This window comes from Pseudomonas sp. PvP100, from assembly GCF_017833055.1.
GTDB classification, from domain to species: domain Bacteria; phylum Pseudomonadota; class Gammaproteobacteria; order Pseudomonadales; family Pseudomonadaceae; genus Aquipseudomonas; species Aquipseudomonas syringae.
The window spans coordinates 2922389-2935291 of record NZ_JAFIBO010000001.1; the positions used below are offsets into that span (position 1 = coordinate 2922389).

The window sequence follows — 12903 nt, forward strand, 5'->3', positions numbered from 1 at the left end:
CGGCATCTTCACCTGATGCGCGCGAGCCTATAAAGCGCTAACCCTCCTGCACTGGAGGGATTTGTTTTGTCGAGCTGCACAAGGCAGGTCTCTGCCATGTAGATAGCAATACGCGTGCCATGGAGTCATTTTGATATCAAAACCCCGCAGTATAAGGCGCACACTGGTAACGGTAGCCGGGATCTGACAGGAGAGGTGGCGGTTTTCCGCCGTATGGTGGGAAAAACAGGCACACAGTGGCGGGTATCCGCCTTCTTTCGCCGGTGACGGGAGCGCTCGGTGACGCGCAGAGGTGTGACGCAGAGCGTCACGAACGGCATTCCCATGCTGGATCGTGAGGAACGATAGGTGTTCGGGAAAACACTATCGTCACTGCGCCAGAAAATGAATCCTGAACGCCGCGCCCCCCATCGGGGAATCGCCCAGCGTCAATTGCGCGCCATAGCTTTCGATGATGTCCTTGACCACCGCCAGGCCGATGCCTTGGCCAGGGTTCTGGCGGTCCAGCCGTTCGCCGCGTTCGAGAATGCGCGCACGCTGGCTCTGTGGGACACCGGGGCCGTCGTCTTCGACGCACAGTTCATCGCCGGTCGTCGAGCGCGTGAAGCTGACGCGCACTTCACTCAGGCACAGCCGATAGGCGTTTTCCAGCAGGTTGCCGAGCATTTCCAGCAACGCGCCCTCTTCCATATGCACCTGGCAGTGCTCGGGCAGGTCCAGCGTGGCCTTGACCTGTTTGTCGCGATACACCTTGTCCAGCGTGTTGCACAGGCTTTCGACCACGGGCCGCAGCATCACGTGATGCCGCACCAGACCGCTCTTGCGCAGGCTGGCCCGTTGCAGTTGATAGCCGATCTGCTGGCTCATGCGCTCGATCTGCGATTGCAGCACCCACGCCTGCTCGACATCCTCGGGGCGCTTGGCAATGTTCTCGCTTACGCCCTGCAAGACCGCCAGCGGGGTTTTCAGGCTATGCGCCAGGTCGTCCAGAGAGTCTCGGTAACGAATCCGCTGCTCACGTTCGCTGCGCAGCAGGCGGTTAAGCGAGTCAGTGAGGCGCAGCAGTTCACTGGGGTGTTCTTCGCTGAGACTGTCGCGCACGCCGGCTTCCACCTGATCCAGTTCCTGGCTCAAGCCGCGCAAGGCCCGCAGCCCCCAGGTCAGGCCCATCCACAGCAACCCGAGCAGCACCGCCAGTGCTGCGCCAAAGCCCAGATAAAGCTTGCGGCGCAGACCGTCGATGGTTTCCTGATAGCCGCGCAACGGTTGCACGGCAACGATACTGAACGCGGCATTGCGCCCGCCGAGCAGCCGGATCTCGACGTCATAGACGAAATACTCATCGCCATTGATTTCCTTGATCTTGGTGAACTCGCTGCCCTGCCCGTCATATTGCGGGCGGTAGTCGATGTTCTCGCCTTCGGTCGACAACGAGCGCCAGACCATCTGCCCCTGGCGGTTATAGATGTAGCCCAGCAGACGGCTGCCGGGCAGATTGAATTGTTCGCCCGGCAACACCGAGGGCATCAACAGATGGTCGTTTTCGACGCGAGCCGCCGAAATCATGGTGGTGACATCAGAAGCCAGGCGTTGCTCGATCGCTCCGCGTAGCGCCAGGCTGAACGCCCCCTGCAGTGCAGGCAGCATCAGCAGCATGAAGATCACCGCCAACGTGGCGGCGCCCAGCATCAAGCGCAGGCGAAGCGAACGAATCACGTACAGCGCTCATTGAACAGATAGCCCATGCCGCGCACGGTTTCGATAGGTTTGAAAGCCACGCTGCCGTCCAGTTTGCGACGCAGACGACCGACCAGCACTTCGATCACGTTCGGGTCGCGCTCGTCGTCGTCGGGATACAGCTGCTCCATCAGGCGCTCCTTGGGCACCACTTGCTGATGATGGAGCATCAGGTACTCAAGAATGCGGTATTCGTAGGCGGTCAGCGCCAAGGGCTGTTCGGCCAGTGCCGCGTGCTTGCGATTGAGGTCCAGCAACAGCGGACCAGCCGTTATTGTTGACTGGATGAAGCCGCTGGAACGCCGTAACAAGGCGTTCAGCCGTGCCTCCAGCTCTTCGAACTGGAAGGGTTTGACCACGTAGTCGTCAGCCCCGGCCGCCAGGCCTTCGACCTTGTCCTGCCAGTTACCGCGCGCGGTCAGGATCAGGATCGGAAAGGCCTTGCCTAGTGCACGCAGCTGGCGAATCAGGTCAAGGCCGCCGATGCCCGGCAAGCCCAGGTCGATCACCGCCAGATCGTGATTGAATTGCGCGACCTGATACAACGCCTCTTCGGCGTTGGCCACCGCTTCCACCACATGCCCGGCTTCGGTCAGACGGGTTCGCAGGTGGTGGCGCAGCAGTGCTTCATCCTCAACTACCAACAACTTCATGCAGCTCTCCCAGGCACAATCGCAGCCTCAAGACAAAGAATGAAACGACATCGTCGCATCAGTACTCAACAGGCGGGCGCTGACGGGCACGTGTTGTGTCACATCATAGCTGCCCAGCAGGATTTCGCGGCTGACAGGCGCACCATTGTGAGTGCCCGTCAGGCTGCCGTAAACCGGTTGCGAATAAAGCGTCCCCACCGAGACGTTGGAATGCGCCTGCTCCCCGAGCGCATGTCCCCAACTGTTGGTATCGTCAAGCTTTTCGCTGGTCTTGCTGAATTCGATACGGGCCACGTCAAGCCGACCATCACCCGCCTGCACCGCAGCACTGCCACCCAGAAAAGCCAAGGCCAGGAAAAACTTGTTGAGATTCAACATATCGACTCCTTTTGCGCTCGGGGACGCTGTCAAGGTATGGGCCAACAGTAATCGCGCCGGGCTGAACCCCGACTGAACACTGCATGAACCGGCGCTGAACAGTCATCCACACCCTGTGCAGCAGAATCGGCTATGGTTGTTTGCGACTTCAAAACATCAACAAGGAGCTGACCATGCGTGTGTGGATTGCAATGATCATGATGGGCCTGACCGGCCTCGCCCAGGCGGCGATCAAGACCGAGCAGATCGATTATAAAAGTGCCGACGGCACCAAGCTGGTGGGCTATTACGCTTACGACGACGCTGTAAAAGGCCCGCGCCCTGGCGTCCTGGTGGTTCACGAATGGTGGGGCCTGAACGACTACGCCAAGCGCCGCGCCCGCGACCTGGCTGCGCTGGGTTACAGCGCGATGGCCATCGACATGTACGGCGAAGGCAAGAACACCGAGCACCCGAAAGACGCGATGGCCTTCATGCAGGCCGCGCTGAAGGACAGCGATGCCGCCGACAAGCGTTTTGACGCCGGGCTGGAGCAATTGAAGAAGCAGCCACAGACCGATCCGAAAAAGATCGCAGCGATCGGTTACTGCTTCGGCGGCAAGATCGTGCTCGACGCAGCACGCCGCGGTGAACCGCTGCTGGGCGTGGTGAGTTTCCACGGCGCACTGGTCACCAACACTCCTGCAAAACCGGGCATCAAGGTGCCAATGCTGGTCGAGCACGGCGCCAAGGACAGCATGGTCACCCCTGAAAACGTCACCGCGTTCAAGAAGGAAATGGACGACGCCAAGGCCGACTACAAATTCGTCAGCATCGACGGCGCCAAACACGGCTTCACCAACCCCGACGCCGACCGCCTGAGCCACGGCGAACACGGCGGCCCGGACATCGGCTACGACAAGGCCGCCGATGAGAGCTCCTGGGCAGACATGAAAGTGTTTTTCAAGAAGATATTTGGTTGAGCCATAGCTGACACTGCGCGTCCACCCGAGTCTGGGAGGACGCGGAGCGTCCGGAAAGGCATGCGACGCAGAGCGTCGCACGATAGTTGAGGTTATCGTTCCGCACGCTCCAGCGTGGGAATGCAGTTCTCGACGCTCTGCGTCGTCAAGAAGATGCGGAGCGTCGGTACGATACTTACTGTGCCCTTCCCTCCAACCCATTCACCCGGCAAAATGCCGCCCATGACTCGACTATCCCACCTCCCCATCTGCTGCCCGGAACTGATCCGGCATTGGCCGTTGCCGCAAGCCTTGCCGGGGGCGCTGCTCGTGAGTGGGCATTTTGATCCGCTCAAGCTGGTCGACGGCGACTTTCAGCGTTGTGAGCTGCAAATGCCCGCGAGCATTCAGCGTTCGGTAGCCAAGCGCCAGACTGAATTCCTCGCCGGTCGTCTCTGCGCCCGCGAAGCCATGCGTCAGCTGGATGGCCGCCTGCATGTCCCTGCAGTGGGCGAAGACCGTGCGCCGATCTGGCCCGCTGATGTCTGCGGTTCGATCACTCACAGCACCGGCTGGGCCGCTGCCGTGGTTGCGCATAAGCAGCAGTGGCGCGGGTTGGGGCTGGATACGGAAAACCTGCTGAGCCACGACCGCGCCTCGCGGCTGGCCGGGGAAATTCTGACGGCGGCCGAGCTGGCAGAGATGGCGGCAGGTCCGGAAGATCAGATCGCACTGCGCGTGACCCTGACCTTTTCGATCAAGGAAGCGCTGTTCAAGGCGCTCTACCCCATCGTGCACAAGCGCTTCTACTTCGAAGACGCGCAACTGCTGGAATGGTCCGCCGATGGCCACGCCCGATTACAACTGCTGATCGACCTGTCCAGCGAGTGGCATGCGGGCAAGGAGCTGGACGGTCAGTTCAGTGTGCAGGACGACCACCTGTTGAGCCTGGTCGCCGTCGAAGGTTGATCAGCCGGGCAGCGGACAATGTTCGCAACGTCCAACCCACTCGACCCGATGACTCAGGCAGCACACACGCCTTTGCCTGCGAGGTTCACCGCCCTGCGCCTGTGGCACATAACGCACGGCCTGGAACAGAGGATTGGCGCGCCCGTCCGGCCTTTTCTTCTCGCTTAACAGCGCCCGCCCGGCAGCCAGCGACGCATCACTGCTGGTGGCCAGTTGCGCAAGGCAGCCTTCCAGATAATCCCCGGCGCTGCTCCATAACACCGCGGCAGACAGTCCGCCATAAGCGCTCAGAGAAGTAATGAAGGGCTGCAGATTGTCATCGAGCAACCCGGCAAAGCGCTGAAACGGATCAACCGGCATACCCCGCCAGACGCGTCCCTCCCCCGCCAGCCTGACACCGCTCGGCACGCCTCGCTCATCCAGCGCCAGCGCCACCTGCCCAAGCTGCAACGGCCAATGCCAGTCATGCACCAGGCTGGCGACCAGCACCGGCGGAATCAGTTGCATGAAGTAAAACTTGGCCCACTGCGACACCAGCACAGGCAATTGATCAGGCATCAGTTGCGGCCCGTAAACAGTCAGCAGCAGTTGATCAAGACGCTCGGGGCGCAGCAGATCAGGCAACGTCATCAAGGGGCGCGCGTCATCCGCCGTCAGCAAGGTCCGCCCGAATCGCGCAAATGGCCCGGCAAACAACGGCAAGCTCATCGCGGCACCTGCGTGCGCGGCCAAGACAGGCTGAAGCATGCTCCGCCCAGGCTGACGCTATGCCCGATCAGCGCGCGGCCTTCATGCCAATGGATGATCCGCCGCACGATCGACAGGCCCAGCCCATGCCCGCCCGAGGCTCGGGTGCGGCTGTCATCGATGCGCATGAACGGCGTGAAAATCTGTTCCCACGCCTGCTCCGGAACGCCAGGACCATCGTCGTCCACGTCGATACGGCACTGCTGCGCCTCCAGCCGATAGCTGATACGCACCTCGTTATCGGCATGGCGCAGCGCATTGCTCACCAGGTTCTGCACGGCGCGATGCAAGTAGCGCGGCTCGCCCTCGACCCAGGCAGCCTCGCCCTCTTCGGCCCTCAGGCATTCGCCCCGCGAAACCCTCACGTTGGCGCGCAATGGCGCCAGTTCGGCGATCACCTGATCGATCAGCGCATCCAGATCGACACGCTGGAAGTTCAAGGTCGGCGCGCCCTGCTCAAGACGCGCATAGGTGAGCATCTCATCGACCAGCTTGTCGAGGTCCTGGATATCGCTGTCCATACCGATCATGTATTTGCGCCGCGCCTCGGGAGTCGCGGCGTCACTGACCATCTCCAGACCGAAACGCAGACGCGCCACCGGCGTACGCAACTCGTGGGACACCGCGCGCACCAGTTCGCGCTGGATCATCAATGAGCGCTGCAGGTGTTCGGCCATGCTGTTGAACGCCGCTGCCACACGCCCCACCGAGTCGGAGCCCTCGGTCGGCACGCGGGTTTGCAAACTGCCCTGAGCAATCTGCGTGGCCGCCGCTTCCAGCTCCAGCACCCGTCGCTCCAGACGCCGCACCAGCAAGTACACCACCAGACCGATCAGACACAGCCCCATCAAGGCGATCAGCAGCAGCCAATGCAACGGGTAAGGGTTCATCTGGTACAGCGGACCGATTTCCAGCACCCAGTTGGTGTCGACGATCCCGGCCAGCACGCGGATCGAATCGCCGCCCTTGCCCAGCGCCATGACCGTATCGCCCTCATAGACGCGGCGGCGCTGGTCATCGTCCAGATCCGCCTGATCCAGCGCCAGCAGGTGCAGGTCGAAACCGAACCCCTTGTCGCTGCGCAGGGCCTGCAGGCGCGCCGGTTGCTCGTCGACCGGAAAGCGCACCAGTTCATCGATCAGCAGGTAAATAGTGGCTCTCGCCAACTGTTCGGTGATCTGCTGCACTTCGCCGGTCAGCAACAGCGGCTCCTTGTCGCTCAACTGACGATAAACCCTGGCAGCGTGCGGCCCGATCTGTTCGACCACCACCTTGCCGCGCGCCAGTTGGCCCAGTGCGCTGCTGTCGAGGTGAGCCTGCTCAAGGGTTTGCAGACTCAGGGGAATGCCCAGCAAACGCTCCCAGACCGCCAGGGCGCGGCGCCGTTCGATGCCATCGAGCGGCACCAGATTGTCGGCCATGATCGTAAAGGTGCCATGAGCCAGGCGCTCGCGGTACTGCTCGCCGCGCGACTGGTTGAGCACATGCAGGGCCAGCACGCCGAGCAGCGCGACCAGCACCAACACGCCCAGTACGCCACCGTAGATGCGCAGAAAGATCGAATTCATCAGGTCAGCCGCTGAACACGTGGCCGCTCATGTCCTGCGCGGCTTCGGGCACAAACAGATAGCCCTTGCTGCGCACGGTCTTGATCAGACGCGGATGAATGGGGTCGTCGCCGATTTTCGGGCGGATACGCGAGATACGCACATCGATGGAGCGATCCTGCCCGTCGTACCCCACGCCGCGCAACGCGGTGAAGATCTCTTCGCGCGACAGCGTGCGCCCGGCGTTGGCCACCAGCAGCCACAGCAGGTCGAACTCGGCACCGGTCAGCTCGATGCTCTGCTCGCGCAACCAGGCCTCACGCAGTGCGTTGTCCACCACCAGCGGGCCGAACACCAGACGGCGCAGCTCGGCAGCCGGCACCTGCGGCGCTTCACTACGGCGTAGCAAGGCTTTGATACGCGCCAACAACACGCGCGGGTGCACCGGTTTACAGACGAAATCGTCGGCGCCGGTATCGAGACCTTCTATATGGTCGGTGTCATCGGTGCGTGCGGTGAGCATCAGAATCGGCCCGTCGTAACGGTCACGCACGCTGCGGCAGATGCTGAAACCGTCCTCGCCGGGCAGCATCAGGTCGAGAATCACCAGATCCGGCTGCTCAGCGATGATCCGTGCCGACGCCAGCGCGCCGTCACCTTCGATGTTCACGCGCAGGCCGTGGCTCTGCAGGTAATCACGGGTCAATTCGGCCAGTCGCTGGTCATCCTCGACGATCAGCACGTGCCAGGTGTGTGGTTCCACAGCCATCTTTCCTTGTCGTTATCGACCGTTTTTTGTTTTTGCAACGCAGGGGTTGCGGCACCACGTCGCAGGCCAGTGTAGCAACCCTCGCGGGGATCACACGACACCGCACGCGGCATAGCACATGACATGCCAGAACGGCCTTTCAGCTGTGTTTTTTTGTGATAGGGTTCGCGCCCTTAAAAATCAGCAGTGCCTCACCAGTGCCTACAGAAAACAGTGACAAACGGTCACGATCCAGTAGTTATGCGGCCTACACGCAAGGTGTGCGATTCATACACAAACTACACACACTTTATCCACAAGCGGCGCGTTGCAATTCATGTCCAAAACGCATTATCTTGTAGCCCGGCGACGAGACACACCCTACATGTGGGGTTTTGAATAAAAACGCCAGCACAACTCAAATGGGAAATTCAAGCATTTTTGTTGCGTCTGAGGGGTTGAACTTCAAGCCAGTTTAGGCACCAAGACGCTCGCGCGTGAACCAGAGCCATCCCGTACACGTTTTGCAACATCGAACACGCACTCTTGATCAGATTTTCGAAGGATCGGGCATAGCCCGGTCCTTTTTGGCTTCAAAACCTGGAAGCGGCGACAGCACCCCGCTTTCACCTTCGTTTTGGAGCCCTTTGGTCGCCTTTTGCGACTGACTGCTCTAAACGAAATGGTGGGCAGCAATGCCCGAACAAACTTAAAGAACGTGGAGTCACACATGCAAACAGACACAACTCGCGAGAACTCGCCGACCGGCGCGCCGCAGGCAAGCCAGACCCAGCAGGATCTGTCTGCCACTGCCCCCGGTCAACTGCGCGTGATCAAGCGTAACGGTACTGTCGTTCCCTACACGGACGACAAGATCACCGTTGCCATCACCAAGGCGTTTCTTGCAGTTGAAGGCGGCAATGCTGCTGCCTCGTCGCGCATCCATGACACCGTTGCCCGCCTGACCGAACAGGTCAGCGCCACGTTCAAGCGTCGCATGCCTTCGGGCGGCACCATCCACATCGAAGAAATCCAGGATCAGGTCGAACTGGCACTGATGCGTGCCGGCGAGCAGAAAGTGGCTCGCGACTACGTCATCTACCGTGACTCGCGCGCCAAGGAGCGTGCCGTTCGCGCCCCCGAAGAGCAGGTCCAGGCTCACCCGTCGATCCGCATCACCCGCGCCGACGGCAGCTTTGCGCCGCTGGACATGGGTCGCCTGAACACCATCGTCACCGAAGCGTGCGAAGGCCTGGCTGAAGTCGACGCCGACCTGATCCAGACCGAAACCCTGAAAAACCTGTACGACGGCGTGGCCCTGAAAGACGTCAACACCGCACTGGTGATGACCGCCCGTACCCTGGTCGAGCGCGAGCCGAACTACTCGTTCGTCACCGCCCGCCTGCTGATGGACACCCTGCGCGCCGAAGGCCTGGGTTTCCTCGGTGTCGCCGACAGCGCCACCCACCACGAAATGGCCGACCTGTACGCCAAGGCGCTGCCTGCCTACGTCACCGCCGGTATCAAGTTCGAACTGCTCAACCCTGTGCTGGCCGAATTCGACCTTGAAAAACTAGGCAAGGCGATCAACCACGAGCGCGACCAGCAGTTCACCTACCTGGGCCTGCAAACCCTGTACGACCGTTACTTCATCCACAAGGATGGCGTGCGTTTCGAACTGCCGCAGATCTTCTTCATGCGTGTGGCCATGGGCCTGGCAATCGAAGAGAAAGCCCGTGAAGACCGCGCCATCGAGTTCTACAACCTGCTGTCGTCGTTCGACTACATGTCGTCGACCCCGACACTGTTCAACGCCGGTACCCTGCGTCCACAGCTGTCCAGCTGCTACCTGACCACCGTGCCGGATGACCTGTCGGGCATTTACCACGCAATCCACGACAACGCCATGCTGTCCAAATTCGCAGGCGGCCTGGGCAACGACTGGACACCGGTTCGTGCGCTGGGCTCGTACATCAAGGGCACCAACGGCAAGTCGCAAGGCGTCGTACCGTTCCTGAAAGTGGTCAACGACACCGCCGTTGCGGTCAACCAGGGCGGCAAGCGCAAGGGCGCGGTCTGTGCCTACCTGGAAACCTGGCACATGGACATCGAAGAGTTCATCGAGCTGCGCAAGAACACCGGTGATGACCGTCGTCGTACCCACGACATGAACACCGCCAACTGGATCCCTGACCTGTTCATGAAGCGCGTCTTCGACGACGGCCCGTGGACCCTGTTCTCGCCCTCCGAAGTACCAGACCTGCACGACCTGACCGGCAAGGCCTTCCAGGAGCGTTACGAGTACTACGAAGCGCTGACCGAATACCCAGGCAAGATCAAACTATTCAAGACCATCCAGGCCAAGGATCTGTGGCGCAAGATGCTCTCGATGCTGTTCGAAACCGGCCATCCTTGGCTGACCTTCAAGGACCCGTGCAACCTGCGCAGCCCGCAGCAGCACGTGGGCGTGGTTCACAGCTCGAACCTGTGCACCGAGATCACCCTGAACACCAACAAGGACGAGATCGCGGTCTGCAACCTGGGCTCGATCAACCTGCCGAACCACATCGTCGACGGCAAGCTGGACACCGACAAGCTCAAGCGCACCGTCGATGTAGCCGTGCGCATGCTCGATAACGTGATCGACATCAACTACTACTCGGTACCGCAGGCCAAGAACTCCAACCTGCGTCACCGTCCGGTCGGCCTGGGCATCATGGGCTTCCAGGACGCGCTGTACCTGCAACACATCCCGTACGGTTCCGATGCTGCCGTGCAGTTCGCCGACACCTCCATGGAAGCGGTCAGCTACTACGCGATCCAGGCGTCCTGTGACCTGGCCGACGAGCGCGGTGCCTACGAGACGTTCCAGGGTTCGCTGTGGTCCAAAGGCATCCTGCCGCTGGATTCGCAACAGATCCTGATCGAGCAGCGTGGCGAGAAGTACATCAGCGTCGATCTGAAAGAAACCCTGGACTGGGCGCCGGTTCGTGCCCGTGTGCAGAAAGGTATCCGTAACTCGAACATCATGGCCATCGCACCGACCGCCACCATCGCCAACATCACTGGCGTGTCGCAGTCGATCGAACCGACCTATCAGAACCTCTACGTGAAATCGAACCTGTCCGGCGAATTCACCGTGATCAACCCGTACCTGGTTCGCGACCTCAAGGCCCGCGACCTGTGGGACTCGGTCATGATCAACGACCTGAAGTACTACGACGGTTCGGTACAGGAGATCGAGCGCATCCCGCAGGAGCTCAAGGAGCTTTACGCGACTGCTTTCGAAGTGGACACCAAGTGGATCGTCGACGCAGCAAGCCGTCGTCAGAAGTGGATCGATCAGGCTCAGTCGCTGAACCTGTACATCGCTGGCGCTTCGGGCAAGAAGCTGGACGTGACCTACCGCATGGCCTGGTACCGTGGTCTGAAAACCACCTACTACCTCCGTGCCTTGGCCGCGACCAGCACCGAGAAGTCCACCGTCAACACCGGCAAGCTCAACGCAGTATCGAGCGGCGGCCACGGCCCGGACGACTCGGCGATCACCGCCCCGCGTCCAACCGAAGCAGCACCTGCCGGCCCGGCCCCAGTGCCAAAAGCTTGCGCGATCGACGAGCCGGATTGTGAGGCTTGCCAGTAAGGCAACCCGCCTCGCCCCCACAGGAGAAACACAACCCTGTGGGAGCGAGAGGCCAACAAGCCTGACGCTGTACCTGTAGGAGCGGACTTGTCCGCGAAGAGGCCGGCAAGGATACACATCCCCTTGCCACCCTCCTCCTCACCCAAAGGCCCCGAAAGCCAAAAATTCATGTTCCTTGCGCGCCACACCTGAAAAGCAAGCAACACACCCTCTAGATCCAACAGGCCAGTCCACCCGACTGACCCTCAAGCAGGAGAAGTACACCATGCTGAGCTGGGACGAATTCGATAAAGAAGACGGCGAAGTAGTCGCCAAAGCGACCAACGCCGGCCACGCCAACGAAGCCAACATGGACCGCCTCGACAGCGCCGGTGGCCTGGCTGCACAGGAAGCCCGCGCAGTAACCGCCGCCGACTCCGCTGCCCTGATCCGCGCCAAGAAAGCGCTGGACGCACTGGACGTCGCTGAAGGCCTGGCCGAACTCGAAGGCGCCGCCGCCCGCGTCGCCGTTGATGAAAAAATGATGATCAACTGCCGCGCCGACCTCAACCAGCTCGTACCTTTCAAGTACGACTGGGCCTGGCAGAAGTACCTGGACGGTTGCGCAAACCACTGGATGCCGCAAGAAGTCAACATGACCGCCGACATCGCCCTCTGGAAAAACCCGGAAGGCCTGACCGACGACGAGCGCCGCATCGTCATGCGTAACCTGGGCTTCTTCTCCACTGCCGACTCACTGGTTGCCAACAACCTGGTGCTGGCCGTGTACCGCCTGATCACCAACCCGGAGTGCCGCCAGTACATCCTGCGCCAGGCTTTCGAAGAGGCGATCCACACCCACGCCTACCAGTACTGCATCGAATCGCTGGCCATGGATGAAGGCGAGATCTTCAACATGTACCACGAGATCCCGTCGGTCGCTAAAAAAGCAGCCTGGGGCCTGAAGTACACCCGTTCGATCTCCGATCCGAAGTTCGAAACCGGCACCGTAGAAACCGACAAAGAGCTGCTGCGCAACCTGATCGCCTACTACTGCGTACTGGAAGGTATCTTCTTCTACTGCGGCTTCACCCAGATCCTCTCCATGGGCCGCCGCAACAAAATGACCGGCGTCGCCGAGCAGTTCCAGTACATCCTGCGCGACGAGTCCATGCACCTGAACTTCGGCATCGACGTGATCAACCAGATCAAAATCGAAAACCCGCACCTGTGGGATGCCGAGATGAAAGAAGAAGCCACGCAGATGATCCTGCAAGGCACCCAGCTGGAAATCGAATACGCCCGCGACACCATGCCCCGCGGCGTACTCGGTATGAACGCTGCGATGATGGAAGACTATCTGAAATTCATCGCTAACCGCCGCCTGAGCCAGATTGGCTTGAAGGAAGAGTATCCAGGGACGACCAACCCGTTCCCTTGGATGAGCGAGATCATGGACTTGAAGAAAGAGAAGAACTTCTTTGAGACGCGGGTTATTGAGTATCAGACAGGTGGAGCTTTGAGCTGGGATTGATTTGCATCCCGCGGAGTTGCAATAAAA

Annotated in this window: 10 protein-coding genes; 4 read left to right on the forward strand and 6 right to left on the reverse strand. The window is 60.6% G+C overall.

Going from position 1 to position 12903, the window contains the following annotated elements; translation table 11 throughout:
* Positions 1–369: 369 nt before the first annotated feature.
* From JOE39_RS12470 to JOE39_RS12480, 3 genes are read right to left on the reverse strand one after another with little or no spacing between them, the layout of a single operon-like run.
* Positions 370–1716 carry an ATP-binding protein gene (locus JOE39_RS12470; protein ID WP_003424932.1) on the reverse strand — a complete coding sequence of 449 codons (1347 nt, stop codon included), beginning with the start codon at positions 1714–1716 and terminating at the stop codon, positions 370–372.
* Positions 1713–2390: a response regulator gene (locus JOE39_RS12475; protein WP_003393715.1), complete on the reverse strand. Its 678-nt coding sequence runs from the start codon at positions 2388–2390 to the stop codon at positions 1713–1715. Before JOE39_RS12475 ends, JOE39_RS12470 begins: the two co-directional genes overlap by 4 nt.
* Before the next feature lie 27 nt (positions 2391–2417).
* Positions 2418–2768 (reverse strand): hypothetical protein, encoded by a 351-nt coding sequence (locus JOE39_RS12480; protein ID WP_210077311.1) that lies wholly within the window; start codon positions 2766–2768, stop codon positions 2418–2420.
* Between the two features lie 173 nt (positions 2769–2941).
* Here JOE39_RS12480 and JOE39_RS12485 point away from each other — a divergent pair, with 173 nt between their 5' ends.
* Both JOE39_RS12485 and JOE39_RS12490 read left to right on the forward strand, forming a co-directional pair.
* Positions 2942–3730 carry a dienelactone hydrolase family protein gene (locus JOE39_RS12485; protein WP_003393714.1) on the forward strand — a complete coding sequence of 263 codons (789 nt, stop codon included), beginning with the start codon at positions 2942–2944 and terminating at the stop codon, positions 3728–3730.
* A gap of 222 nt (positions 3731–3952) precedes the next feature.
* Complete coding sequence (locus JOE39_RS12490) at positions 3953–4678, forward strand: 4'-phosphopantetheinyl transferase superfamily protein (RefSeq protein ID WP_198699077.1); 726 nt, start codon at positions 3953–3955, stop codon at positions 4676–4678.
* Here the strand turns inward: JOE39_RS12490 and fhuF are convergent, their stop codons facing one another.
* The 3 genes from fhuF to JOE39_RS12505 are packed head-to-tail and all read right to left on the reverse strand — an operon-like array spanning position 4679 to position 7741.
* Positions 4679–5425, reverse strand: a complete 747-nt coding sequence (fhuF, locus tag JOE39_RS12495) for a siderophore-iron reductase FhuF (RefSeq protein WP_046266367.1) — start codon at positions 5423–5425, stop codon at positions 4679–4681.
* Complete coding sequence (locus tag JOE39_RS12500) at positions 5383–6993, reverse strand: ATP-binding protein (protein WP_017279015.1); 1611 nt, start codon at positions 6991–6993, stop codon at positions 5383–5385. Before JOE39_RS12500 ends, fhuF begins: the two co-directional genes overlap by 43 nt.
* Before the next feature lie 4 nt (positions 6994–6997).
* Positions 6998–7741: a response regulator gene (locus JOE39_RS12505; RefSeq protein ID WP_003393712.1), complete on the reverse strand. Its 744-nt coding sequence runs from the start codon at positions 7739–7741 to the stop codon at positions 6998–7000.
* Positions 7742–8450: 709 nt separating this feature from the next.
* Here JOE39_RS12505 and JOE39_RS12510 point away from each other — a divergent pair.
* Complete coding sequence (locus JOE39_RS12510) at positions 8451–11363, forward strand: ribonucleoside-diphosphate reductase subunit alpha (protein ID WP_210077309.1); 2913 nt, start codon at positions 8451–8453, stop codon at positions 11361–11363.
* Between the two features lie 265 nt (positions 11364–11628).
* Positions 11629–12876 (forward strand): ribonucleotide-diphosphate reductase subunit beta, encoded by a 1248-nt coding sequence (locus JOE39_RS12515; protein ID WP_054993501.1) that lies wholly within the window; start codon positions 11629–11631, stop codon positions 12874–12876.
* The last annotated feature ends 27 nt before the right edge of the window (positions 12877–12903 follow it).

Bases quoted from the DNA above. Each gene is read 5' to 3' on its own strand.
- fhuF (WP_046266367.1), bottom strand. From the start codon at position 5,425: ATGCTTCAGCCTGTCTTGGCCGCGCACGCAGGTGCCGCGATGAGCTTG.
- JOE39_RS12475 (WP_003393715.1), bottom strand. From the start codon at position 2,390: ATGAAGTTGTTGGTAGTTGAGGATGAAGCACTGCTGCGCCACCACCTG.
- JOE39_RS12490 (WP_198699077.1), top strand. From the start codon at position 3,953: ATGACTCGACTATCCCACCTCCCCATCTGCTGCCCGGAACTGATCCGG.
- JOE39_RS12485 (WP_003393714.1), top strand. From the start codon at position 2,942: ATGCGTGTGTGGATTGCAATGATCATGATGGGCCTGACCGGCCTCGCC.
- JOE39_RS12500 (WP_017279015.1), bottom strand. From the start codon at position 6,993: ATGAATTCGATCTTTCTGCGCATCTACGGTGGCGTACTGGGCGTGTTG.
- JOE39_RS12505 (WP_003393712.1), bottom strand. From the start codon at position 7,741: ATGGCTGTGGAACCACACACCTGGCACGTGCTGATCGTCGAGGATGAC.
- JOE39_RS12480 (WP_210077311.1), bottom strand. From the start codon at position 2,768: ATGTTGAATCTCAACAAGTTTTTCCTGGCCTTGGCTTTTCTGGGTGGC.
- JOE39_RS12515 (WP_054993501.1), top strand. From the start codon at position 11,629: ATGCTGAGCTGGGACGAATTCGATAAAGAAGACGGCGAAGTAGTCGCC.
- JOE39_RS12510 (WP_210077309.1), top strand. From the start codon at position 8,451: ATGCAAACAGACACAACTCGCGAGAACTCGCCGACCGGCGCGCCGCAG.